This window comes from Promicromonospora sp. Populi (genome assembly GCF_041081105.1).
Classification (GTDB): Bacteria; Actinomycetota; Actinomycetes; order Actinomycetales; family Cellulomonadaceae; genus Promicromonospora.
In genome coordinates this window covers 3,670,554-3,692,917 of sequence record NZ_CP163528.1, presented here as the reverse complement: position 1 = coordinate 3,692,917, position 22,364 = coordinate 3,670,554, and the positions used below count along the sequence as shown (strand labels likewise).

At 70.2% G+C, this 22,364-nt stretch carries 21 protein-coding genes, 1 pseudogene and 1 riboswitch; of the genes and pseudogenes, 5 read left to right on the top strand and 17 right to left on the bottom strand.

Annotation, left to right across the window (positions count from 1 at the left end):
• Positions 1-2: 2 nt before the first annotated feature.
• Both AB1046_RS16705 and AB1046_RS16700 read right to left on the bottom strand, forming a co-directional pair.
• Entirely contained in the window at positions 3-3,095 is a 3,093-nt protein-coding gene (locus AB1046_RS16705; RefSeq protein ID WP_369370419.1) for a phosphodiester glycosidase family protein, read from the bottom strand.
• The gene (locus AB1046_RS16700) at positions 3,092-3,613 is read right to left on the bottom strand and encodes a hypothetical protein (RefSeq protein ID WP_369370418.1); all 522 of its coding nucleotides are present in this window, start codon (positions 3,611-3,613) and stop codon (positions 3,092-3,094) included. The genes AB1046_RS16705 and AB1046_RS16700 overlap by 4 nt, the downstream gene beginning before the upstream one ends.
• A gap of 155 nt (positions 3,614-3,768) precedes the next feature.
• Here AB1046_RS16700 and AB1046_RS16695 point away from each other — a divergent pair, with 155 nt between their 5' ends.
• The gene (locus AB1046_RS16695; protein ID WP_369370417.1) at positions 3,769-4,590 is read left to right on the top strand and encodes a 2-phosphosulfolactate phosphatase; all 822 of its coding nucleotides are present in this window, start codon (positions 3,769-3,771) and stop codon (positions 4,588-4,590) included.
• A 70-nt stretch (positions 4,591-4,660) separates the two neighbouring features.
• Here the strand turns inward: AB1046_RS16695 and AB1046_RS16690 are convergent, their stop codons facing one another.
• The 5 genes from AB1046_RS16690 to gcvP all read right to left on the bottom strand — a co-directional run bounded on the left by AB1046_RS16690 (position 4,661) and on the right by gcvP (position 10,115).
• On the bottom strand, positions 4,661-5,086 hold the full coding sequence (locus AB1046_RS16690; protein ID WP_369370416.1) for a (deoxy)nucleoside triphosphate pyrophosphohydrolase: 426 nt from the start codon (positions 5,084-5,086) through the stop codon (positions 4,661-4,663).
• Between the two features lie 75 nt (positions 5,087-5,161).
• Positions 5,162-5,386, bottom strand: a complete 225-nt coding sequence (locus tag AB1046_RS16685; RefSeq protein WP_369370415.1) for a LuxR C-terminal-related transcriptional regulator — start codon at positions 5,384-5,386, stop codon at positions 5,162-5,164.
• 202 nt (positions 5,387-5,588) lie between these two features.
• Positions 5,589-5,960, bottom strand: coding sequence for a glycine cleavage system protein GcvH (gene gcvH, locus AB1046_RS16680; protein WP_369370414.1), 372 nt, complete (start codon positions 5,958-5,960; stop codon positions 5,589-5,591).
• A 25-nt stretch (positions 5,961-5,985) separates the two neighbouring features.
• Positions 5,986-7,164: a glycine cleavage system aminomethyltransferase GcvT gene (gcvT, locus tag AB1046_RS16675; RefSeq protein ID WP_369370413.1), complete on the bottom strand. Its 1,179-nt coding sequence runs from the start codon at positions 7,162-7,164 to the stop codon at positions 5,986-5,988.
• Between the two features lie 8 nt (positions 7,165-7,172).
• On the bottom strand, positions 7,173-10,115 hold the full coding sequence (gcvP, locus tag AB1046_RS16670; protein WP_369370412.1) for an aminomethyl-transferring glycine dehydrogenase: 2,943 nt from the start codon (positions 10,113-10,115) through the stop codon (positions 7,173-7,175).
• A gap of 213 nt (positions 10,116-10,328) precedes the next feature.
• Positions 10,329-10,444, bottom strand: a riboswitch (glycine riboswitch).
• A 127-nt stretch (positions 10,445-10,571) separates the two neighbouring features.
• On the opposite strand from gcvP, the gene AB1046_RS16665 reads away from it, so the two are divergent.
• Complete coding sequence (locus tag AB1046_RS16665) at positions 10,572-10,820, top strand: hypothetical protein (protein ID WP_369370411.1); 249 nt, start codon at positions 10,572-10,574, stop codon at positions 10,818-10,820.
• A gap of 138 nt (positions 10,821-10,958) precedes the next feature.
• On the opposite strand, the gene AB1046_RS16660 is transcribed toward AB1046_RS16665, so the two are convergent.
• The 5 genes from AB1046_RS16660 to AB1046_RS16640 form a co-directional block, all read right to left on the bottom strand.
• Positions 10,959-11,828 carry an HAD family hydrolase gene (locus AB1046_RS16660; RefSeq protein ID WP_369370410.1) on the bottom strand — a complete coding sequence of 290 codons (870 nt, stop codon included), beginning with the start codon at positions 11,826-11,828 and terminating at the stop codon, positions 10,959-10,961.
• 84 nt (positions 11,829-11,912) lie between these two features.
• Positions 11,913-12,734: a helix-turn-helix domain-containing protein gene (locus AB1046_RS16655; protein ID WP_369370409.1), complete on the bottom strand. Its 822-nt coding sequence runs from the start codon at positions 12,732-12,734 to the stop codon at positions 11,913-11,915.
• Positions 12,731-13,285 carry a DUF6879 family protein gene (locus AB1046_RS16650; protein WP_369370408.1) on the bottom strand — a complete coding sequence of 185 codons (555 nt, stop codon included), beginning with the start codon at positions 13,283-13,285 and terminating at the stop codon, positions 12,731-12,733. The genes AB1046_RS16655 and AB1046_RS16650 overlap by 4 nt, the downstream gene beginning before the upstream one ends.
• On the bottom strand, positions 13,279-13,581 hold the full coding sequence (locus AB1046_RS16645) for a hypothetical protein (RefSeq protein WP_369370407.1): 303 nt from the start codon (positions 13,579-13,581) through the stop codon (positions 13,279-13,281). The genes AB1046_RS16650 and AB1046_RS16645 overlap by 7 nt, the downstream gene beginning before the upstream one ends.
• Before the next feature lie 214 nt (positions 13,582-13,795).
• Entirely contained in the window at positions 13,796-14,701 is a 906-nt protein-coding gene (locus AB1046_RS16640; RefSeq protein WP_369370406.1) for a LysR family transcriptional regulator, read from the bottom strand.
• A 189-nt stretch (positions 14,702-14,890) separates the two neighbouring features.
• Between AB1046_RS16640 and AB1046_RS16635 the strand changes: the two genes are divergently transcribed.
• Complete coding sequence (locus tag AB1046_RS16635; protein ID WP_369370405.1) at positions 14,891-15,253, top strand: hypothetical protein; 363 nt, start codon at positions 14,891-14,893, stop codon at positions 15,251-15,253.
• Between the two features lie 75 nt (positions 15,254-15,328).
• On the opposite strand, the pseudogene AB1046_RS16630 reads toward AB1046_RS16635, so the two are convergent.
• Positions 15,329-16,291 (bottom strand): annotated as a pseudogene (locus tag AB1046_RS16630) (endonuclease/exonuclease/phosphatase family protein); the annotation flags it as partial.
• On the opposite strand from AB1046_RS16630, the gene AB1046_RS16625 reads away from it, so the two are divergent.
• Positions 16,262-18,280, top strand: a complete 2,019-nt coding sequence (locus AB1046_RS16625) for a SigE family RNA polymerase sigma factor (protein WP_369370404.1) — start codon at positions 16,262-16,264, stop codon at positions 18,278-18,280. The pseudogene AB1046_RS16630 and the gene AB1046_RS16625 overlap by 30 nt on opposite strands.
• Here the strand turns inward: AB1046_RS16625 and AB1046_RS16620 are convergent.
• The 3 genes from AB1046_RS16620 to AB1046_RS16610 form a co-directional block, all read right to left on the bottom strand.
• Entirely contained in the window at positions 18,277-18,600 is a 324-nt protein-coding gene (locus AB1046_RS16620; RefSeq protein WP_369370403.1) for a PEP-utilizing enzyme, read from the bottom strand. The two genes, AB1046_RS16625 and AB1046_RS16620, sit on opposite strands and share 4 nt — an antisense overlap.
• Positions 18,576-18,743, bottom strand: coding sequence for a hypothetical protein (locus tag AB1046_RS16615; RefSeq protein WP_369370402.1), 168 nt, complete (start codon positions 18,741-18,743; stop codon positions 18,576-18,578). Before AB1046_RS16615 ends, AB1046_RS16620 begins: the two co-directional genes overlap by 25 nt.
• A gap of 119 nt (positions 18,744-18,862) precedes the next feature.
• Positions 18,863-20,431: a hypothetical protein gene (locus tag AB1046_RS16610; protein ID WP_369370401.1), complete on the bottom strand. Its 1,569-nt coding sequence runs from the start codon at positions 20,429-20,431 to the stop codon at positions 18,863-18,865.
• A 157-nt stretch (positions 20,432-20,588) separates the two neighbouring features.
• Here AB1046_RS16610 and AB1046_RS16605 point away from each other — a divergent pair, with 157 nt between their 5' ends.
• Positions 20,589-21,053 carry a DUF6328 family protein gene (locus AB1046_RS16605; RefSeq protein WP_369370400.1) on the top strand — a complete coding sequence of 155 codons (465 nt, stop codon included), beginning with the start codon at positions 20,589-20,591 and terminating at the stop codon, positions 21,051-21,053.
• Between the two features lie 16 nt (positions 21,054-21,069).
• On the opposite strand, the gene AB1046_RS16600 is transcribed toward AB1046_RS16605, so the two are convergent.
• Positions 21,070-22,263, bottom strand: a complete 1,194-nt coding sequence (locus AB1046_RS16600; RefSeq protein ID WP_369370399.1) for a hypothetical protein — start codon at positions 22,261-22,263, stop codon at positions 21,070-21,072.
• Positions 22,264-22,364: the final 101 nt, after the last annotated feature.

Here is a 22,364-nt window from a genome sequence, read left to right as displayed (position 1 = left end):
CCCTATCGGTGGGTACTGACCGCCAGCTCGCCGGCCTGCCCGTTGACCGTGACGGTCACCGTGGCCTCGCCCACGCGCAGGGCCGTCAGCTCGTGCGTCTCCGGGTCGAGCGCGACCACCGCACCACGCGGGCAGTCCCGCAGCGCGGCACGGCCGAGCCCGTCAGTCGTGCACACACGCTCACCGCCCCAGGCCGACGACACCGGCCACGCGACCGGCACCTCGCGGGTTCCGTCCTGCACGACGACGGCGCTCACCTCCGCCGAGTCGCCCACCTCGAGCGCCTGGGGTCCCGAGACCGTGATCTCCTCGGCGCGCGTGTTGACCTCCCAGGTCAGCCACGGTTCCCTGGGCCTGCCGCTCCGCGGCGGCGCGGAGATCTGGCCCGACGCCGGGCGGACCCCCAGCATGGACCAGCCGGTGAAGCCGCCGTCGGCCGGGGTGCTCGCCGGGCTCTTGCCGGAGTTGCCGTTGATCAGGTACGGAATGCCGTCCTGCGTGCTCGCGTGGAACACCCCCACGTGTGCGTTCACCGATCCGATCGACTTGCCGGACGACTCCCGGAAGTCCTCGTACCAGCCGCGCAACGTGTCGGCCTCCAGGCGGTCGGTGAGCTGGCTGGCCTTGGTCGGCAGCGGGTCGTCCAGCGGGTGGTGGGCGAACACCAGCACGCCGGTCACTGAGCGGTCGGTCGCCGCGTCGTCGAGCGCCGCGCGCAGCATCCGGACCTGCGCGAAGTCCGCGCCGAGGCGGCCCGCAGAGGAGTCCAGCATGACCAGCCGCGTGGTGCCGCCCGCCCGGCCCGGCGTCGGGACGTCCAGAACTCGGGTCCGCTCGCCGAACTCCTCCTCGAAGTTGCTGATCGAGCCGCCCATCACCTCGTGGTTGCCCGGCACGTAGTACCAGGGAAAGTCCGCGCCCTCGAGCTCCTCGGTGAGGATCCGCCGCGCGAGGTCGAAGTCCTCCGGCGCGGCCTCGTCCACCAGGTCGCCGTTGATGACCAGCAGGTCCGGGTCGTCGGCGACGATCTCGCGGAGCGCGTCGCGCGCGCCCGCCACGGCACCGGACTCGGGATCGCGGGCCACGAACTGCGCGTCCGACATGACCGCCACGCGCAGGACCGCGGTGTCGGTGGCACCGTCGGCGGCCACTATCCCGTCCTCTACCCGGGGGGCCTCGGGTGTCTCCACGGCCGGCGGTACCAGCGCCGCGATGCCCGAGATGGTCAGGGCGCCCGTGTACTGCTGGGCCGGAGTGGTCTCCAGGGCGCGGACGCGCTGCAGCCTCAGCGGGAACTCGACGCCCTCGGGCACCGGGAACGTGACCTGCCGCCAGCCGGTCCAGGTGACCTCCGGGCCGTCGAGCTGCGTGACGACGCCGTCGCCCTGCCGCACCTGCAGGCGCAGCCAGGCGCCGTTGCCGTCACCGTCCACCCACATCGTCACCGCGCGCGGCGCGCCGGGCAGCTCGCGCCCGCCCGCCGCGGCTTCCGGCAGCACGGCGTACTGGCCGCGCGTCGCCGTGGACCGCGTGAAGTCGTAGGTCATCCGCAGGCCCGCCGTGCCGTCGTGCCCGGCTGCCGGGGCGATCGAACCGCCCGGGGCACGGTCGTGCGCGGCCGTCCAGGAGGCGGCGTCGGCGAAGTCCGCCACGACGTCCTCCTCCAGGCTGATCGTCACGGCTACCTCGGTCGTCAGCTCCGTGCCATCGGTGCCGGGCACGGACAGCTCGAAGGTCGTTCCGCCCACCGGCACGAGTGCGCGCACCTCGAAGGACCCGTCGGCGAGGGGAACAAGCTCAGCGATGTCGTCTCCGCCCGAGACGGTGACGTCACGCGCCTCGATCGGCGCGGAGAAGCCCTGCGGGTCGTAGCCGGTGAGCACGAGCGGCGCGGTCGCTTCGGCGTCCGCCAGCCCGACGACCGGCGTGTCCACGCTCGTCCTGACCAGGCTGCCCAGCACCTCGACCTCGGTGGTCCCGGTGGCGAGGCCGGTGCGGCTGAGGGACGCGGCGGTGACGACCGTGCTGCCCTGCCGCCGGCCGGTAACCACGCCGTCCCGCACGGAGGCGACCGTCCCGTTCCGGGTACGCCACGAGGACGGCTCCGTGGTGACGGGGCTCATGACGTCGTCGTACCCCTTGCCGACCAGGGTGCGGTGCAGACCGAGGAAGACCCGGTCGGCATCGCCGGCCGGGACAGTGGTGCGCACGTCGTAGGCCGCGACGCGGCCCGATCCGGCCGGCACGAACAGGCCGAGGCCGTTCGCGTCGGAGCGCTCGTACCCGTCGGACGGGCTGTTCAGGATCGTGGTGCCGGTGTCGCCGGGCATCCGGGCGACCATCTCCGAGGAGCCACCGCCGTCGAGGTTGATCGCGTCGTCGGCGCCGAGCTGGGCCATGAGCTCGCCCAGGTCGTAAAGGTTCATGCCGGTGCTGTGGCTCTGGCGGCCGTCGACCACCACGAAGTACGCCCGGGTGCCGGACTCGTCGAAGCCGACGGCGGTGCGCGGGTGCTGCAGCTCGACGTGGTCACCGGTGGCGGACGTGACCTCGCCGTCCTCCAGCAGCGGATCCTCCACCCCGCCGCCGATCGCGACGGCGACCTCGCCCGCGTCCTCGCGCAGGCCGTACGCGATGTCGACGCGGTCGCCGACCCGCAAGGCCGCCAGCGTCCCGGCCGCTGCGCCGGGCCGGGCCACGACGGCGCGTGTCCCCGTGGGCAGCTGCCCGCTCCCCGGCTGCCCGACGGCGGTCACGGTCCCGTCGGCGGAGACCGTCACTTCGACGCCCTGCTCGCCGGCCGTCAGCGGTCGCGCACGGGTGAAGGTGCCCCAGCCGGCGTCGTACACGGCGACGCCGCCCACGGGCAGGGCCGTGACGTTCAGGCCGCTGATCGGCACCGATGAGCTGTCACCGGCCGAGCTCCAGCTCACCGAACCCTCGAGGAAGATCTGCGCGAGCCGGCCCACGCCGTCCGACCCGAACGCGACCGAGCGCTCCCGGCCGGGGGACGCGGACTTGAGCAGCGTGCCGCCGTCGACGCTCACGCCGAGGGCGGCGCCCGAGTTGTTGATGTCGAAGTAGTCGCCGTTCACGGCGGCGACAGCGCCGCGGAGCCGGCCATCTCGGAGACCGTCGCGGTGTCCGCGACGTGCTCCGGGCCGACGTAACCGACCTGCACCTTGCCCCGCTGTCCCGTGCCGCGCTCTCCCGTAGCGCCCGCCGCGGTCGGGCCGAGGTCCGCGACCAGCGCCTCGCCGCTGAGCCAGCCGTCCTCGCTCATCCGAGCGAACCGCGTGAGCTCCAGACCCGGTGCGATGCGCTGCTCGTCGCGGCGGGTGACGATGGCGTCGCCGTTGTCATCGAGGTCGAGGTGGGTGACATCTGCGGAAATTTCCACTGGCCCGGCGGGGCCTGGCGGAACGCTCACGAACGGCGTCGGTGCGCTCAGCGCGGCGCTCGTCCTCGGGACGTCCTCGGGTCCGGGGGACGGCGCGGCGACCGCGCCGGTTGCCGGGGAGACCAGGAGCGCGGCGGTAACTGTGCAGGTCAGCGCATTGGAGAAACTTTTGCGGGACATCGCCGGCGACACCGCGGACGTCACTCGTCGCATGGTCGTTCCTTCTGGGGGCTCGGGGGGAGCTTTCTGCGGCAGCGTTGCGCGGCGAGGTTATGACCTGGCGGCCGGGGTGTGAATAATGTCCGAATCGCAATCGTGTTCACTGAGAGCGAAACATGGGCGAGTTCAGGTGACACTACGATGCGTTCGTGGCAAACACGTCCCCCGCCTTCGACCAGCGTCCTGCCCGCGTGCGCACGGACTGGGGTATCTCCGGAGCGCTCGCCCTCACTGCCACCGACGCGCGCTCGTCGCTCGTGGTCGTCGTGGACGTGCTCTCCTTCTCGACCACGGTCACCGTCGCCTGTGAACAGGGCGCGGGCGTGTACCCGTTCCCGTACCACGATCCCGCCGGCGCAGCCCGGCTCGCGCGCACCATGCGCGCCGCCCTCGCCGGGCCGCGGTGGGAAGACGGCATCAGCATCTCCCCCGCGTCGCTGCAGGACCTCGACGCCGAGCGCCTGGTGATTCCGTCACCCAGCGCCGCTCAGATCTGCCACACCATCGCTAACCGCGGGGCCTTGATCGTCGCGGGCAGCCTGCGTAACGCCAAGGCCGTCGCCGGTCTTGCCGCGGCACACCTGGACGCGTCCGAGAAGCACGACGTCGTGCTCGTCCCCGTCGGCGAGCGCTGGCCGGACGACACGCTGCGCCCTGCGCTCGAGGACTACCTCGCCGTCGGTGCCATCGCGGCGCGACTCACCGGGATGCTGCCAACTGTGAGCGTCTCCCCCGAGACCGCAGCGACCGTCACCCTGTGGAAGGGCACCAAGGACATCGTCGACTCCGTGGGCGGCACCGCGAGCGGCCGGGAGCTGCTCGACTCGGGATTCGCCGACGACGTGACGATCGCTACCGACGTCGACATCACCGAGGTGGTGCCGGTGCTGATGGACGGCGCGTTCGTGCCGCTCGGGCACCGGGTCGCCGCGGCTCGCGGGCGCCGGAACGTCTCGGCGGGCGCGCACTGACCGAGCCGCGCTAGCTGCTGGCTCAGCGCCAGGGGCGTGGCGCTAGGGGCGTGGCGCTAGGGGCGTGGCGCTAGCTCGGCGCGAGGTGCGTGGCGAGGGCTGCCACGATCTGGATGTCGCCGTCCAGCCACGGGACGTCCGACAGCTGAGCCGCCGTGAGCCAGCGGAGCTCGTCGTGGTCCTCCAGCGGTTCGGGCTCGCCGTCCTGCAGGCGCGCGAACCAGACCCGCATGCGGTGCTTGTCCGTGATGGGCCACGCGCCGCCGTCGGGCGCCGGAAGCTCCGCGCCGACGGCGATCGTCACACCGAGCTCCTCGCTGAGCTCACGGTGCAGCGCGTCGAGCGATGCCTCGTCCGGTTCGACCTTGCCGCCCGGGAACTCCCAGCGGCCGGCGAGCGCCGTCGGCGCCGAACGGCGGGCGGCGAGCAGCCGGGTGGGCTGGTCCAGGTCGTCCACGATCACGGCGGCGACCACGTCGATGAGAGTCTCCTGCATGTGTGCAGTCTTTCATCGGACACAGAACGACGACGGCGCCGCTGGGGACTGGCGCCGTCGTCGAGGACCTGCGTGTCAGACGGCGATCTGGAACTCGCTCGCCTTGGCTACCGCTTCCGCGCGCGAGGACACGCCAAGCTTGCGGTAAACGCTACGGACCTGCGTCTTCACCGTGTTACGGGTGACGTACAGGCGTCGAGCGATCTGCTCGAGCGTGGCGTCCTCGGTGAGGTTCGCCAGGATGACCCGCTCACGACGAGTGAGGCTGGGTACACGGTGGTCAAGGGTCATTACGGTCATGATCAGTTTCCTCCACACAGCGGCTGGTTCTGGGGTTCCGGCCTACGGTTGCTGCTATGAGGTAGAGCCCCCCGCATGGAGTTCATGACGCGGTTCTGAAGGAACTTCTTGACTGTTACCGATCCGATATCAAACCCGCCCCCGGAAGCGCGTGGCGCGCGCCGAGGGCGGGTTTGCGGTCAGGCCCCGGAGAGCCGTGCGGTCAGCTCCCGGTGTGCTGCGCGTACTCCGCGGCGGTGAGCAGCTCGCCAGCGCCGGTGACCTCGACCTTGAAGAGCCAGCCCTTGCCGAACGGGTCCTGGTTGACGATCTCCGGGTTCTCCACCGCGTCGGTGTTCACCTCGGTGATGGTGCCGCTGACCGGGGAGTACAGCTCGGACACGGACTTGGTGGACTCGATCTCGCCCACCACGGAGCCCGCCTCGACGGTCGCGCCCACCTCGGGCAGCTCCAGGTAGACGACGTCGCCGAGCGCGTCGGCCGCTACGTCGGTCACGCCGATGACGGCGGGCGTGGACTCGTCCAGCCACTCATGCTCGGTCGTGTACTTGAGGTTCTCGGGGAGGGTGGCCATGACAGCTCCTTGCGGGTGGGAGTTTTCAGTTCTGGGGACGACGGTAGAACGGCATGGGCACAACCACGAACGGTTCGGCCCGCCCGCGCACGTCGATCGCGAGCTCGGTGCCCTCGGCCGACACCTCGGGCGTCACGTACGCCATGGCGATCGGGTAGCCGAGCGTGGGGGAAGGGGCGCCGGACGTCACCTTGCCGACCACCGCGCCCACCTCGCCGTCGACGCCGCGCTGCACGACCTCGTGGTCCGCGCGCGCCGGGCGCCGGCCCGCACCGCGCAGACCCACGAGCACCCGCGCGGGCGGCGACTCCTTGCGCGCGGCCAGCGCGTCGCGGCCGACGAACGGGACCGGCGTGCCGTCGTCGGACACCTTGTCGAGGCGCACCACACGACCCATCCCAGCCTCGAAGGGCGTGGTGGTGGTGTCGAGCTCGTGGCCGTACAGCGGCATGCCCGCCTCGAGACGCAGCGAGTCGCGCGCCGAGAGGCCCGCCGGGACCAGCCCGAAGGGCTCGCCCGCCGCGAGCAGGGCGCGCCACAGCGCTACGGCCTGGTCGGCGGAGACCCAGATCTCGAACCCGTCCTCGCCCGTGTACCCGGTGCGGCCCACGAGCACGGGCTCGCCCTCGAAGCGCATGCCCATGCAGGCGTAGTACTTGAGGTCGGCGAACGCGGTGCCGCCCGAGATCTCGGCATCCTCCGCGAGGCCTTTGGTGGCGAGCATGATCTCGGCGGCCCGCGGGCCCTGCACCGCGATCAGCGCGTGCGCGGGCTGCACGTCCTCGAGCACCACGTCGAACCCGGCGGTGCGCTCCTGGAACTTCGCCAGGACCAGCTCCGCGTTGGCCGCGTTCGCGACGACCGAGTACACGCCGGGAGCCTTGTGGTAGACGATCAGGTCGTCCAGCACGCTGCCGTCCTCGGCGCAGATCATCGAGTAGCGCGCGCCCATCTCGCGGACCTTGGAGATGTAGCCGACGAGCGCGTGGTCGAGGAACGCGGCGGCGTCGGGCCCGGTCACCTTGATGTTGCCCATGTGCGACAGGTCGAAGAGGCCCGCGGCCGCGCGCACCGCGCGGTGCTCGGCCAGGTCCGACGTGTAGCGCAGCGGCATGAGCCAGCCGCCGAACGGCGTCATCGCGGCGCCCAGCGCCACGTGCTCGTCGTGGAGCGGCGTCTTATGGTCGGTCAGATTGTCGGTCATGATCTCCCTCACTCGGCGTAGGCCTCGACCGGCGGGCAGGAGCACACCAGGTTGCGGTCGCCCTTGGCACCGTCGATGCGGCGCACGGGCGGCCAGTACTTGTTCGCCCGGAGGGACGCCACCGGGAAGGCGGCCAGCTCGCGGGAGTAGGGCTTGGTCCACTCATCCGTCATGAGCGACGACGCCGTGTGCGGCGCGCCCCGCAGCGGTGAGTCCTCGGCGCTCCAGCGGCCGGCCGCCACGGCGTCGATCTCGCCGCGGATGGCGATCATCGCGTCGATGAACCGATCCAGCTCCGCGAGATCCTCCGACTCCGTGGGCTCCACCATGAGCGTGCCCGGCACCGGGAACGCGAGGGTCGGCGCGTGGAAGCCGTAGTCCATGAGGCGCTTCGAGACGTCCTCGGCGGTCACCCCGGTCTCGGCGGTGATCTTGCGCAGGTCGAGGATGCACTCGTGCGCGACCAACCCGTTCGGGCCCGTGTACAGCACGGGGAAGTGCGGGTCGAGGCGGCTCGCCACGTAGTTCGCGGTGAGGACGGCGGCCTTGGTCGCCTCGGTCAGCCCGTCCGGTCCCATCAGGGCCACGTAGGCGTACGAGATCGGCAGGATGCCGGCGGAGCCGTACCGCGTCGAGGCGACCGGGGTGCCCGACGTCGCCGTGTCTGCCCCGGCCGCTCCGTTCGCCCCCGGTGTCGGGTCGCCCGGGAGGAACGGGATCAGGTGCTCGGCCACCGCGACCGGGCCCACGCCCGGGCCGCCGCCGCCGTGCGGGATGCAGAACGTCTTGTGCAGGTTCAGGTGCGAGACGTCGCCGCCGAACTCGCCCGGCCGCGCCAAGCCCACCAGCGCGTTCAGGTTCGCGCCGTCGATGTACACCTGGCCGCCGGCGTCGTGGACCAGGTCGCAGACCTCGCGCACGTGCTCCTCGTACACACCGTGCGTGGACGGGTACGTGATCATGATCCCGGCGACCTGAGGGCCGTGCTGGTCCAGCTTGGCGCGCAGGTCGTCCAGCAGGATCTCGCCGTCGTCCGCCGTCGCCACCACTACCACCCGCAGGCCCGCGAGCGCGGCCGAGGCCGCGTTCGTACCGTGCGCCGACGCCGGGATCAGCACGATGTCGCGGCCCGCGTCGCCGCGCGACGCGTGGTAGCCCTTGATCGCGAGCAGGCCCGCGAACTCACCCTGGCTGCCCGCGTTGGGCTGCAGCGAGACCGCCGCGTAGCCGGTGATCTCGGCGAGCTGGTCCTCCAGCGCGGAGACGAGCTCCTCGTAACCCCGCGTCTGGTCGACGGGGGCATACGGGTGGATGTCCGCGAAGCCGGGCCAGGAGATGGCCTCCATCTCGGCCGTGGCGTTGAGCTTCATGGTGCAGGAGCCCAGCGGGATCATGGTGCGGTCCAGCGCTAGGTCCTTGTCGGAGAGCTTGCGCAGGTAGCGGAGCATGCTGGTCTCGGAGCGGTGTGTGTGGAAGATCGGGTGCTGCAGGTATTGCGTCTTCCTGGTCACCTCCGCGGAGAAGTCGGCGAATGCTCGCGCGCTGGCTTCGTCTGTTGGCGTCGTCTCTCGACCCAGGGTGGTGAGGAGGGTGGTGGCGACTGCTGCGATGTCCTGAGCCGTGGTGGTCTCGTCGGTGCTGATCTGGATGTGGTCGGCGTCCGGGACGAAGAGGTTGTAGCCCGCTTCGGCCGCGGCTGCCGCGAGTTCCTGGGCCTTGCCCGGGACGACCGCGCGGACCGTGTCGAAGAAGGTGTTGTGTTCGATCTCGACGCCGGCCGTTGCCAGAGTTGTTGCCAGGTCTGCCGCGTGCTGGTGGACTCTGGTCGCGATCGCCCTGAGGCCTTCCGGGCCGTGGTAGACCGCGTACATGCTGGCCGTGATCGCCAGGAGGGCCTGGGCCGTGCAGATGTTGCTCGTGGCCTTCTCGCGGCGGATGTGCTGCTCGCGGGTGGCCAGGGCGAGGCGGTAGCCGGCGGCGCCGTCGACGTCGATCGAGACGCCGACCAGGCGGCCGGGGAGCTGGCGCTCCAGGCCCTTCTTGACCGCCATGTAGGCGGCGTGCGGACCGCCGTAGAAGAGCGGGACGCCGAAGCGCTGCGCGGAGCCGACCGAGATGTCGGCGCCGAGCTCGCCCGGGCTGACCAGCAGCGTGAGGGCAAGCAGGTCCGTGGCGACGGTGACCAGGGCGCCGGCCGCCTTGGCCTCGGCGATCACGCCGCGGGCGTCCAGCACGCGGCCCGATGCGCCCGACTGCTGGACCACGAGGCCGACCAGCTGGCCCGCCGGGAGCGCACCGCCGTCGGGCACTGCGGCCGCGAGGCCCGCCTGCAGGCCGTCGGTGAGGTCGGCGACCACTACCGGGAGGCCGATCGCCTCGGCGCGGCCGCGCGCGACGGCGAGCGACTGCCCGAACAGGTCGGCGTCCAGGACGACGTAGCCCTCCTTGGCCCGCGACGCGCGCCACATCAGGGCGACCGCCTCGGCGACGGCGCTGGCCTCGTCGAGCAGGGAGGCGTTCGCGATCTCGAGGCCCGTGAGGTCCTCGACCGCGGTCTGGAAGTTGAGGAGCGCCTCGAGCCGGCCCTGGCTGATCTCCGGCTGGTACGGCGTGTACGCGGTGTACCAGGCGGGCGACTCGAGCACGTTGCGGCGGATGACGGCTGGCGTGTGCGTGCCGTAGAAGCCCTGGCCGATCAGCTGGGTCTTGACCTGGTTCTTGCCCGCGAGCTCGCGGAGGTGGGCGAGCACCTCGGGCTCCGTGCGGGCGGCCGGCAGGTTCAGCGGCACCTGCGTGCGGATCGCCTTGGGGACGGCCCGGTCGACGAGGGTGTCCATCGTGTCGATGCCGAGCTGGTCCAGCATGACGCGGACCTCGCGGCCGCGGGGGCCGAGGTGCCGGTCGGCGAAGACGTCGGGGTCGAAGACGTCGCGGTTGTGGGGCGTGCTCACGGCGGGCTCCTGGCTGTCCGAGGGCGTGGGGACGACTGCGGTCCCTCCCCGCTCTGTCATCCGACACCGCCCGCGGGCGTGCGTCTACCTGAGAGTTTTGCCGGTCCGTCGTGTCCCCTCCCGAAAATCGGGGAGGAGGGCGGGACGCGCCGGCTTGCACCGTCGGTGGAGCCTCTCTGCCCGACGGCGGAGCGGCTCGCTTTCCAGAGTTGCCTCACCGTGGCGGTACGGGGGCCTGAGAGATTCCCGGGGAGGGAAATTGCTCCTTCGGCGCCGGGTCCCCGAGCGTCTGCACGACGTCGTGGGCCGGACTCTCCCGCCGCGGCTCTGGCGGCACGGCCCCGGCGTCGAGCTGGTCGAACCCTGGGACCGCCAAAAGATCTTCAGTTATGCGCACATCGTAGCGGCGCGGGGCCCGCACTGGAGAACCTCCCCCGTGTCATGCAGCCTTGGAGCATGAGCCATCGCACGCAGATCACGCTGGAGGACGCTCAGTACGAGCGCCTCCTCGCAGAGTCGCGCCAGACGGGGCTCGAGTTGGGCGAGCTCGTGCGGCGCGCGGTGGACCGGACCTACGGCGGGGCTGTGGACCGCCCTCACGACCAGGTCGGCGTGGAGGAGTTTCGCGATGCCGTAGACCGGCCGCTCGGCGCATGGTCCGGGCGAGATGCTGACCGCGATGGGCAACGACCGAGCGATAGCTGACGGCGATGCCCCCACCCCGAGGCTGGGGACTCTGGCTTGTCTCACGACGGCGGTCAGCTCACGGGAAGTCGGTACTGGGTCCACAGTCGTGCGCCACGGTGCGCCGGGGTGGGTGGTGGGCCGCGCCCAAGCGCAAGATCAGTGGGCCTGGACGCTGTCCGCCGTCGGTACGTCCGTCCATGTTTCGCCCGTGAAGCCGTCACCATCGGGCTGGGCGAGAGAGTGCAGGACCAGAGCCGCGCCGTCGTCCTCGATGCTCTTTGTCACCGAGTTGGCGGAGAACCGGACGAGGTCGCTCGCGTTGCCCATGGCCACGCCGTGCTCGGCCCAGGTCAGCATGGAGATGTCGTTCTCTGAGTCCCCTACGGCGACCGTGTGGCTGTTCGGGATTCCGAGTTCGCGGCGGATCGTCTCCAGTGCGGTTGCCTTGCTGACCCCGCCGGGTGTCACGTCGACCCAGTCCGGGCGGGTTCGTGTAGCCGTCATGCCACCGGTGCGGATCGATGGCACCAGGTGTGAGGCGTTGTCGCCGTAGATGGCCAGGCGCGGGGTTGCCTCGGCCCACAGGTCCTCGAGTCGGGTGACCTCGACCTGCTCGCCGCCCAGCTCCTGCGGTGGGAAGTGCTTCGAGACGTGGTACCCCACGCCGACGATCTCGGCGGCTATTCGTAGGTCAGGGCGGACGGCGGAGACGAGCTCCACGACGGCCTTTGCATCGACCGTGTGTATTCGGATCACCTCGCACCCGGTGCGAGTCATCTTGGCGACGACGCCGCCGTTCGAGGCGACGACATAGCCTTCCCCGATTCCGAGAAGCCGGGCGGCGGCCAGTGCGCCGGACAGGGAGCGGCCGGTGGCAAGCACGAGTTCATGCCCGGCGTCGCTGGCAGCCCTGATCGCAGTGACAACGGCAGGCGTCGGGACTCGACCTGTGACCAGCAGAGTCCCATCGATATCGAGCGCTACGAGGACGGTCTGGCGCTTGCTCGTGTCACAGCTCGTCGTCATCGTCACTCCAGAAATCGGCGGACCAGATGCGAGAAGTATTACGTCTCAGACGTGATCGATGCAACCACCAAAGAGCGTCGGCCCTCACAGTGCGGCGTACTCCGCTCTGATGCGCTGCAGGTGCGGTCGGGCGTTCTCGCCCCACGCGACGTACCGCTCCAGGTGCTCCCACTCCCGCGTGATCTGCTGGACGTTCTCGGTGTCGGTCACCAGCGACGTGCCGGGAACGGTCGACACCAGCGCGGCCGCGTCGTCATAGATCGTGAACTGATGCAGCGCAGGCCCGTTGACCGGGGACGTCCAGGGAATGATTCCCAGGCGCAGGTGCGGGCGGTCTAGCTCGACCAGCAGTCGGTCAAGCTGCTCGACCATCACCTTCGGACCACCCAGGTTCCAGCGCAGCGCGCCTTCGGTATGCACGGCGTCGATCTCGTGCTTGTCGCTGCCGAGGATCAGTTGGCGGCGCATCCTGGACTCGACGAACTTGTCCACCTTCTCGGTAGGCACCTCGTCGTTCCACAGCGCCCGGACATAGGCCGGTGTCTGCATCAGTCCGACCACCCCGGACGGGCAGAAATACCGGATCGAGCTGGCGGAGCGTTCCTGCCGCCCGACGCGGTCCTGCAGCAACCAGCCGCCGCGCTGCAACACAACCTTCGCCGACCACGCCTGAGCCTTCGCCTGACGAGATTGCTCCACCAGTTGGGCGCGAACCTTGGCCGGCACGCCGTAGACCTCGGCGAGCCGTTCAGCGTCCTGTGGCGTCGGCGGGGTCTTACCGCGCTCGATGTTGGAGAGCTTGGCCTGGCTGATCCCAGCGGCTTTGGCGGCGCTGACACCGGTGATCCCGGCGCCAGCGCGAAGTTCGCGCAGCGTCGCGGCAAGCGCGGGAAGGTCGGTTGTCATTCGCTCCGAGGGGTCGGGACGTGGAACTCGCGCCAGTACTGCCGATGCTCGTCCCACCAGGCGGTGAGCTCGGTTCCCGAGTCCCACGCCAAGTCGGCAATCGCCGCCCATTGTTCCACGTCCTGCCGGTCGTCGACCGGCTCCGCGCCGACGAAGCGCCCTTCGCCGTCGTAGTGCATGAGCACTACGTGACGGCGATCGATCAACCAGAAGTCCTGTATGCCGAGCCCCGGATTGCTGGGTCTGTCCACCACTCGGCAGCGTTCCCCGGCGGCCACATTGTCGAGATAGCCCCACTCGATCGAGCAGCGGCGATAGTCGGTCAACGGCTCGCTGAGCGCGAGGACACGGCGCGTGATCTGCCCCTGTGCGACCTGCCGGCGGATCACGTCGGCCCACGGTCGATGACCAGGCCCCGGCTCTCCCTTGAGGTAACGCTCCAACCGGCCCGCGTCCTGAGGAACATTGAGCACGTCACGCGTCTCCAGGCGGAACAGGTCCGTCTGGTGATGGGACGCGATGTACTCACCGAGCTGATCCGCGTTCAGCACGACGAAACCCCCAGAGCCGGAACATCCGCCGGGCGAACGATCACAGCAGCTTCTCCGACCGGCAGATCGAGATACGCGAGGATGCTCGGATCGGTCACGAGCTGACCCGCGACAAGCAGGTCATCACCGTGACGACGGGCAGGGCTGTCCCACTCGGTCGCGAGCCACACGGGGATACGCACAGTTCCGTGGGACGCGGTCTGGTACCCCTGCACGATGAACGCACCATCATCGGCGCGGTGGATCGTGGGACATGTGGTTCCGTTGTCGCAACTTGAGCGCAGGATCTCGGGCATCTTCGGTTCCCCTCCGGCTGACGGTTGATACACGACAAGGCTACCGCGATCACGTCTCAGATTGAATATGGATGCCGGGATTGACAGTATCGCCGCGTCGCGTGGGCGCCGTCGAATTCGTTGACCGCATGCCGGATATGAGCACCCTGACCACCGTCCAGAACTGGCTCAGCAACAGCGTCTGACGAGCGCGTTAGACCGTGACCGTGACGTCCTACCCCAGGTCGATCTCGCGGGCCGCCGCGACCATCTCGTCCACGACCGCCCGCACGATCGGGGCAGGCTCGTGCCGGTTCTTGCGGTACCGGGCCACAAGCCGCCGCGACCCGAGTCCGGCCAGCGCTACCACGGCAACGCCGTCGGGCAGCTCCTGCTGCAGGGCCAGGGCCGGCAGCATCGCGATGCCCTGACCTGCGGCGACGAGCGAGATCGCGGTGTCGAAGTCGTTGTAGGCGTGGCGGGTCTCCAGGGCCGTGCCGAGCTGCGCGGCGAGGCGGCTGACGGCGCGCTCGGCCGCCGAGTCGGCCTGCGGGCCCACCCAGGTGAGCGTCGCGAGGTCGTCGAGGCGCTCCGGCACGGGCAGGCTCGTGGGAACGATGATGCGCCACGGCTCGTCGAGCAGCGGGACGTCGTGCGCGCCGCGCGGCGCTGGCGCGTCGACGTCGACGTCGCGTTCCAGCACCACCGCGTCCAGGTCACCGGCGCGCAAACGACGGATCGACTCCGCGGGCTCGTACTCCTGGACGTCGACCTCGATGTGCGGGTGGCGCTCGGCGAGCGAGACGAGCACCGGCGCGACGACCGCACGGATGGCGGTCTGGATGGACCCGACCGAGACCCGGCCCGTGAGCTCGCCGCCCAGAGCGGCAACTGCCTGGCGCGCCTGGACCAGCTCCGCCTCGATGCGCTCGGCGGCTTCGGCGAGGATGCGGCCGGCGGGCGTGAGAGTTACGCCACGGGGACCCCGGTCCAGCACGTCGATACCCTCCTCCGCCTCCAGCCGGGAGATCTGCTGCGAGACGGCGGACGGCGTGATGTGCAGGAGGTCTGCCGCGGCCAGAACTCCCCCGGCCCGGTGCACGGCAAGGAGAAATGCGAGTCTCCGCGGGTCAGTAGCCATGTAGCGATGCTACATCCGGGAGTCACGAACATTCGATTGTGCTGAACGTCGATCTCCCGCATGATTGATCTTGGCGGCGCCCGGAACCACCCCCTCCGGACCGGCCACCACGCCCCCGCATGGATTCCGGCGTTCGGTCTCCGCTACATCCTCGAATCGTTTCGAGTTCTCAGCCCCAGGAGTTTTCTCATGTCCCTCATGATGGTCGTCACCGCCCTCGGTTGGTTCGGCGCAATCGCCGGACTCGTGGCCTATGCCATGGTCAGCCGCGGGCGCTGGAGCGCAGATTCCCTCGCGTTCCAGTGCACAAACGTGCTGGCGGCCGGGACGATGCTGACCGTGGCAGCAGCGAACGGCGTCTGGCCGTCTGCCGCGTCCAACCTCGCCGCCATCGCGATCGGTGCGAGCGCGCTGTTCACCGTCTTCCGCGCCAAGAAGCGGGCACCGGAGAGCGCCCCGACGCTGACGGTTGTAGAGGGCGACGCACAGGACCGCCGGGAGCCCGCGGCGCAGCCCGCCGTCGGCCACCGCACCTACGCCGAGGCCGCCTGACGCTGCGCGAGGCTTCGTCGAGTGAGCGCCGGCTGAACGACCGAGGTCTACGACCAGTGCCCGGTGGTCCGAGACGCCCGTGTCGACGACCCGGCCCGCCACGGGACCGAGCCGGCTCTCCGGGGTCAGCCCGTCGCCGTCGGCCCGGCCTCCGGAACCCTCGTCCAGGAGGACGTGGTCGATCTGGATCCGAGGGGCGTGCCGGGGGAAGGTGTCGCCCGTCGCGAGGGGGCGCCAGCCGGTGCGGCCGGCCGGCACCGACCCGCGCAGATTGAAGTCACCCAGCAGGACCAGAGGTCGCGGCAGCCCCACGAGTCGACGCCGGAGGTAGTCGACCTGGCGCTCCGCATGGCGCTCCCCGGGTGCCCCTCGGCGGTAGCCCACGGTGCGCCGCACCACCCCGCCCGCCCAAGTGACGGAATGGAACCGGTAGATGCTGAGGTGTGTGCACACGACGGTGAGCGGCCCCGCAGGCGCGTCGATCTGGGCTGCGAGCGCCACGCGCGGCTCGTCTATGCCGAGCTGGAACCGGCCCCACACCCATGGGGTAGCGGGCGGCAGGAGGATGGTCTGCCAGCTCAGGACGGGGAACCGGGTCAGCAGCGCGATGCCGTAGCCCGGCGCGTTGGGCCGCTCGGTGCGGCGGGCCCGGCGTCGGATGCCTGGGTAGCGGAACGGGCCGGCGAGTGCCGGCTGGAAGCGGTGGTCCACCGCGCCCATCGCGTCCGCGCAGAGCTGGGCCTGGTCCACTCCCCCGGACCGCGCCTGCCGCACGTCTACCTCTTGCAGCCCGACGATGTCGGCGTCGAGGGCTGCGACGGCGGCTGCCAACCGGTCGTTGTCTACTCGGTCGTTGCGCCCGGCGGGGCTGTCAGGACCGAGTCCGTGCTGGATGTTGAACGTGGCGATGCGCACGTCCTGATCTTGGGCCCGCGGGGTGGCGAGCGCTACCCGCCGCGCGGCTGGCGTGATCGCACGCGGCCATGGCAATCGTGCAACCTTTGACGGATGCCCGCCGTAGTGGGTGGCATGACGCATGAGAGCGGGGCGACCGTGAGCAACCTCTGGACGGACAGGCCGTCGGACGGCGAAGAGGTACGTGAGGTGCAGGTCTCCGTTCCGCGCACCCGCGACGCGGAGTTCACCGCGTTCGTCCGGGACTCGGGCGCGTACCTCCACCGCACCGCGTACCTGCTCTGCGGGGACCCGCACCGCGCGGAGGAGCTGGTCCAGTCGACGTTCGAGCGGGTCTACCGCACGTGGGCCAAGGTTCGGCCGGGCACGCAGCGCGCCTACGCCCGCCGGATCCTGGTCAACCTGCGGATCGACGGCTGGCGGCACGGACATCGGGAGTCGTTCCCGGGGGACGACAAGATTCCCGTCGCGACGACGTCGGACCATGCCGGGCAGGTGGTCCTGCGGGACGAGCTGGTCCGCGGGCTGGCGCAACTACCGATCAGTCAGCGGCGGGTCGTGGTGCTGCGGCATCTGCTGGATCTGCCCGAGGCGGAGGTGGCCCGCGAGCTCGGGCTTGCGATCGGTACGGTGAAGGCGGCGAACTCGCGCGGGCTGGCTCGCCTACGGGACCTGCTGCGCGCGGGCGCGGAGGCGATCGAGCCGGTGGCTTTCGACGAGCAGGTCGTGCTCGACCGGAGCCGGGCGGCTCTGCGACGGCGCCGGGTGGGGCAGGCGTTGGGGGCCGCGTGCGTGGTGCTCCTGCTGGCGCTCGGTGTGGTGACGCGCGGGCCGGTGCCGCTGCCCGTCGTCGGGCCGGTGGTGCTGCCCGGCGGGCAGCTCATAGCGCCCCTGTTCGACGGCGGTCGCACCGAAGGTGTGGGCCCCGATCCGATATCAGCGGGCAACACCCCCATCCCCTGCCCTGCGGAGGTGCCGGCTGCGACGCCGACCCGGGAGGCCGAGCCGGGTGAAGATCTTGGCCCGCTCTTCGACCCAGTGGTAGCCAACCTCCCCGACGCACGTCCCCTGACCTGCTACGACGTCGACATCGAGGCGGTGGCACGCGGATCGTTGGACGAGGACGAGGATCTTCCCTACCTCGGCGGACTTTCCGACACGGGGGACATCTGGGACGGCGTGGTACGGACAGGGCCCGACAGCATCGTCGAGGAGGCGGCCCTCCGGATGGGCGGATATCGGGGCGATGAGCCGGCGGAATCCATCCCGACCGACGAGATCGATGGCGTGCCCATGTGGCCGCTCGATCCCGCTGCCAGGGGCAGCCGGGTGCTGTGGTTGGAAACCCCGGGCGGCGCAGCCACACCGCTCAGTCGGCTACGGACGGTCGAGGTGGGTGGCGAGGCGGAGACGCTGATCACGCTCGAGGAGTCCGTGTGGGATCTCGCCGTCACGGACGAAAACGCCCTGTGGACGGCCGGGGTGACGGACGAGGACAAGAGCCTGTTCACCACGACACTCGACGAACCCGGGACGCCGACCGAGCTGGCGGACAACGTGCAGGCACTCGCGGCCGACGGCGACGAGGTTGTGGTCGCTGCCTCTGGCCCTGGTTCCAGCCTCGCCACAACGTCGATCCTAGGTTTCCGTGGCAGCACCCTCCTGTTCGAGCTCGAGGTCGAGCACGGCCCTTCGGCCGAGGTAACCGAGGTCGCGATCTCGGACAACGTCGTCGCGTGGACAGTGGCACCCACCATTGCTGAGTCCGGTGCCAGCAACCTCTACGTCGTCGATCGGGTCGAAGGCCGTGAAAGCATCGTGCATCTCGCCGACGACGTCGACGTCGAGGGCGGCGTCCAGGACCTCCGCGCTGCGGGCGGCCTGCTCCTGTGGAACAGGATCGACGACGTCGGCTCGAACCCGACGTTCTTGTCCTACCTGTACCGCGCAACACCGTCGGCCTCCGGTTCCGACGGCCCGGACCTCATCCAGCTCCCGGGCGAGGCGGTGACGGCGAACCTGGCGGGCGACCGCATCGCCTGGCTCGAGAGCCAGGACCGCCGGGAATGGCTCGTCGAGGGCACGGTCACCCCCACGCTGGACCGCGACTAGCTCGACTGGCCGGGAGGTCCTGGAGCCGAGCCCTGCTCCAGGACCTCCACCGTCCCCTGCTCGCCGTCCACCCGCACCAGGTCGCCCGTGCGCAGGCGGCTCGTCGCATCGCCGCACCCCACCACCGCCGGGATGCCGAGCTCGCGCGCGACTATCGCGGCGTGCGACAGGGGCGCCCCGATGTCGGTGACGACGGCTGCGGCGCGCGGGAAGAGCGGTGTCCAGGCCACGTCGGTGACCGGCGTGACCAGGACCTCGCCGGGCCGCAGCGCTTCGGCGTCGTCCACGGAGAGCACTACCCGGGCGACTCCGTCGACCACACCCGCCGAACCGGGGATGCCCCGGCCGTGGCCAGGCGGGCGAGCGACGACCCTTTGCCGCCGGTCAAGGCGAGGTCGGTGGCCGCGGGGACGGCCAGCTCCAGCACGAACGGGTGCACGACGTCACTGCTGGCGGTGGTCACGCTGGAGATTGTGTCCGGGAACAGGTCCGCCCCCGCCAAGCGGTTCGGCATGCTCGACGGCGCGAGCGTTTGCCTGACCACTTGGCGGGGGCGGATCTTCTGAGACCGTCCCGAGCCGGCTACCCGACCGTGACGGTCACCGTGTCCTGCGACGCCGCCACCAGGCTGGTGCCCGTGTACTTGGCGATCCACCGGCCCGAGGTGGCGGTCCGGATCGACGTCGAGTAGGTCCCGTCAGTTCCCGTGGTGACCGTGCGCTTCAGCTCCGACGGGGCGGATCCCGTCGGGTCGAAGTACAGGTCGACCGACACGCCGGGTGCCGGCCGTTCGGCGACACCACCGGTGCTGACGAGCTGGACTCTGCGCACCGTGCCGCGCACGGTGACGTTCCTCGGCGCGGGGAACGACGTCGGAGACGCCGTGACGGTGGTGGTGCTGGCCCGCTTCACGACGATCGTCGCCACCGTCGGGTCCTCGACCAGCACGTTGTGGGTGCAGTTGCTGGTTGCGCCCGTGTTCCCGTCCCAGTCGGGGGCCGAGCACGCCTTCATGGCGTCCCGGATGCCGATGTCGTAGACGCCCGCCGGATGTGTCGCCCGGAAGGTGATGTAGACGTTGCTCGTGCCGATCCCCGAGTGGCGTAGGTCCTGCTGGACCCGGTACCCGTCCGGGTAGGCGCCCTCGCCCCGCTGGCTCTCGGCGCTGACCCAGCCGGACGTGCCGCCGATCGTGAAGCCGAGGCTCCCGACGTCGATCCGCCGCTGCACAGGGTCCAGACCCACGACGACATCCTGGGTCATGATGTGGTCGCCTGCGGTGAAGCCGCCCTCGGTAGCGCTGACGGAACCCTCGCGCAGGATCCGGTCCCGCGCGGTCTCCGTATTGCTGAGGGTCCAGACCGCCCGGATGCCCGAGTTGGTCTGCGGCATCTCCATCCGCCACGTCCCGGAGCCTTCGGGAGTCTGCCGGCTGGTGAAGAAGCCGCTCGCGTCGGTCGTGAGGGTGGCCCGGAGGGTCTCCGCCGCACTGCCTGTCGGGTCGAAGTACAGCTTGACCTCCTGGTTCGCGGCAGGTGACGTCTCCCAGTCGCTCAGGCTCCTGATGTTCGCGACCCCGGACACCGAGATCGTCGCGCCCGCGAGCGCCCCCGCCGGCGACAGCCAGATCAGGGGGATGCTCCGTTTGGCCCGGAACGGCACCTGCACCGGGTCGGTGATGCGGATCGGCACGGTGAAGACGCCGTCGTCAGTGGTCACGTCGACCTGAGCGGTCAGGGTGACCCCGTAGATGCCCGGTTCGGCGTCCGTCGGCAACGGGACTGTGGAATTCCACGCGTTGGGTGTGCCCGCCGCGACGAACTGGCTGCCCTGCAGCACCCGGCCCGCCGGATCCCTCATGGTCATGTTCCCGGTCCGGACGACTGCCGAGGTGCCGTTGTGCGTGATGGTCATCGTGCCGGTGATCGACCCCCGCACATCGCCTCCGGACGGCAGCGTGATCCGTGCGCTGACAACGACGTCCTCGGCCCGTGCGGTGACCCGCGCCGTTGTGGTCCCGTCTGGTGGAGCGACGTCGGGCGTCGCGGCGACGCCGGATGTCGCTGCGACGCCGGGTGTGGCGACCAGTCCTGTCAGTACCAGTACTGCCCCGAGTGCCAGGCTCAGCGGCACACGCATCTTTGATCGCATCACTGCACGCCCCCTCGTTCCGGGGGACGCGGGACGCGTCCCGCCCAGTCCGATGTTCTCCCGGGTCACGAGGGTCAGCCACGGGAGGCGGTGGTGTGAGGGGGTGAAATTTGCTCGATCGGCTCGTGAGATCGGACAAGTTGTGAGAATGGGGACCATGGAGACCGACGGACGCACAGAGACGCCGACTGAGCGCGCCGACCGCAACTGGAGCGAGCTGCTCCAGGAGCTGCGCGTCATGCAGACCGGCACCCAGATCCTCACGGGGTTTCTGCTGACGCTGCCGTTCCAGTCGCGGTTCGCCGACCTCGACGAATACCAGCGTCTTGTCTATCTGGCATTGGTCGTGACGGCGGTGCTGGCGACCGCCCTCATCCTGGCTCCGGTCAGCGTGCACCGGTCGCTGTTCCAGCGGCAGCTGAAGCGGAGCGTAGTGACCGTGGGCGACCGGATCACGCGGGTTGCGCTCGGTGTGCTCGCCCTGGCCGTCACCGGCACGGCGCTCCTGGTCTTCGACGTCGTGGTCGGGCGGACCGCGGGCCTGGTCGTGGGCGGCTGCGTGCTCGCCGTGATGGTGGCCCTGTGGGTGGTGCTCCCGGAGGTGCTGCGGCGCCGCGACTGAACCTCCGGCCTGCGGGCTACCTGACCGTGATCGCCACGCTGCGCTCCGACGGGGCCTGGAGGTCGGTCCCCGGATACTTCGCGATCCAGGTACCCGACCGCGTCGTGCGGTACTTGGTGTTGTAGATGCCCTCCGAGTTGGTCCACACCGTCTTGAGGTGCTGCGGACCTGCCGATCCGGCCGGGTCGAAGTAGAGCTTGACCGGCGTGTTCGGCGAGAGCCGGATGGCGGCCTTGGTGTTGCTCACGAGCTGCACCTTGCGGACCGCACCACGCAACGTGATCGTCTTCGCCCCGGTGAACGACGTCGACGACGCCGAGATCGTGGTGCTGCTGGCGCGACGGACTCGAACGGTGGTGACCGACTTCCAGGGGATCGGAACTGCCACTGATTGCAGCGTGCCGTCCCCGTCAGTGTCCCAGTGGTCCGTCTCGACGCGGATCGGGCCCTCGTAGTAGACGTCGTAGAGCCCCGCAGGATGCAGGGCGGACAGCCGGTAGGTGCGCGTCCCGCTGTAGAACGTGTCCCAAAGGTCCTGGTCACCGGTGGTTACGTCGCCGCTCCCATAGCGACCCTCCGCGCGGCGATTGGTCATGGCAGGCCCGGCATAGATGTTGGCTGAATAGCCCGGCGTCAGGATTCCCGCGTCGAGATAGACGGTCTGCGGTTCGATCCTCGTGACGACGTCCTGCACCGTCACCCGAACTCTTGCCGTATGACCGTTCTTGGATCCCGAAACCACGACCGACCGGACGGGCTGACTCGCCAGGCGTCTTGTGAACTTGACCGACTGTGTGCCCACGACGTCCGTGCCCTGGTTCGCAACGACGACGTCGTACGTACCCGACGTCGTAGGCATGAACGTCTTCGCGAACCACGCATCGTCGTTGGTGACGACCGTCGTCAATAGCTCACGAGGAGCCGTGCCGGACGGATCGAAGTAGATCTTGACCTGCAGCCCACGCCCAGGCTGGCGCCGTTCCCAGATGGTATCCGGCTGGATCCCGATGTAGCCGTGGACCTGGACCGGTGTACCCACAGGGGCCGTCGCCGGAGCGATCGCGACGTCGTACCAGGTCCGCGCGTAGGCCGTGGGCGACGGGCCATCCGGGTCCGTGTCCGCGGCAGTCGCGGGCAGACCGGTCAAGAGGCTGCCGACCAGCGCAAGACCTACTGCGGGGACGAGCATCTTTCGGGCACCGATGACCATGGACTGACCTCGCGGAAGATGGGCCGGAAAACCAGGAACAGACCGGCATCATGCCAGAGCGCAACCCGCAGAATCCTTCGGCGAGCAGTTATCCACAGGGT

Excerpts from the sequence above, each read along its gene's own strand:
- AB1046_RS16700 (WP_369370418.1), bottom strand. The coding sequence starts at position 3,613 with ATGCGACGAGTGACGTCCGCGGTGTCGCCGGCGATGTCCCGCAAAAGT.
- AB1046_RS16690 (WP_369370416.1), bottom strand. The coding sequence starts at position 5,086 with ATGCAGGAGACTCTCATCGACGTGGTCGCCGCCGTGATCGTGGACGAC.
- AB1046_RS16685 (WP_369370415.1), bottom strand. The coding sequence starts at position 5,386 with ATGACCGTAATGACCCTTGACCACCGTGTACCCAGCCTCACTCGTCGT.
- gcvH (WP_369370414.1), bottom strand. The coding sequence starts at position 5,960 with ATGGCCACCCTCCCCGAGAACCTCAAGTACACGACCGAGCATGAGTGG.
- gcvT (WP_369370413.1), bottom strand. The coding sequence starts at position 7,164 with ATGACCGACAATCTGACCGACCATAAGACGCCGCTCCACGACGAGCAC.
- AB1046_RS16665 (WP_369370411.1), top strand. The coding sequence starts at position 10,572 with ATGAGCCATCGCACGCAGATCACGCTGGAGGACGCTCAGTACGAGCGC.
- AB1046_RS16660 (WP_369370410.1), bottom strand. The coding sequence starts at position 11,828 with ATGACGACGAGCTGTGACACGAGCAAGCGCCAGACCGTCCTCGTAGCG.
- AB1046_RS16655 (WP_369370409.1), bottom strand. The coding sequence starts at position 12,734 with ATGACAACCGACCTTCCCGCGCTTGCCGCGACGCTGCGCGAACTTCGC.
- AB1046_RS16645 (WP_369370407.1), bottom strand. The coding sequence starts at position 13,581 with ATGCCCGAGATCCTGCGCTCAAGTTGCGACAACGGAACCACATGTCCC.
- AB1046_RS16640 (WP_369370406.1), bottom strand. The coding sequence starts at position 14,701 with ATGGCTACTGACCCGCGGAGACTCGCATTTCTCCTTGCCGTGCACCGG.
- AB1046_RS16635 (WP_369370405.1), top strand. The coding sequence starts at position 14,891 with ATGTCCCTCATGATGGTCGTCACCGCCCTCGGTTGGTTCGGCGCAATC.
- AB1046_RS16625 (WP_369370404.1), top strand. The coding sequence starts at position 16,262 with ATGCCCGCCGTAGTGGGTGGCATGACGCATGAGAGCGGGGCGACCGTG.
- AB1046_RS16610 (WP_369370401.1), bottom strand. The coding sequence starts at position 20,431 with ATGCGATCAAAGATGCGTGTGCCGCTGAGCCTGGCACTCGGGGCAGTA.
- AB1046_RS16605 (WP_369370400.1), top strand. The coding sequence starts at position 20,589 with ATGGAGACCGACGGACGCACAGAGACGCCGACTGAGCGCGCCGACCGC.
- AB1046_RS16600 (WP_369370399.1), bottom strand. The coding sequence starts at position 22,263 with ATGGTCATCGGTGCCCGAAAGATGCTCGTCCCCGCAGTAGGTCTTGCG.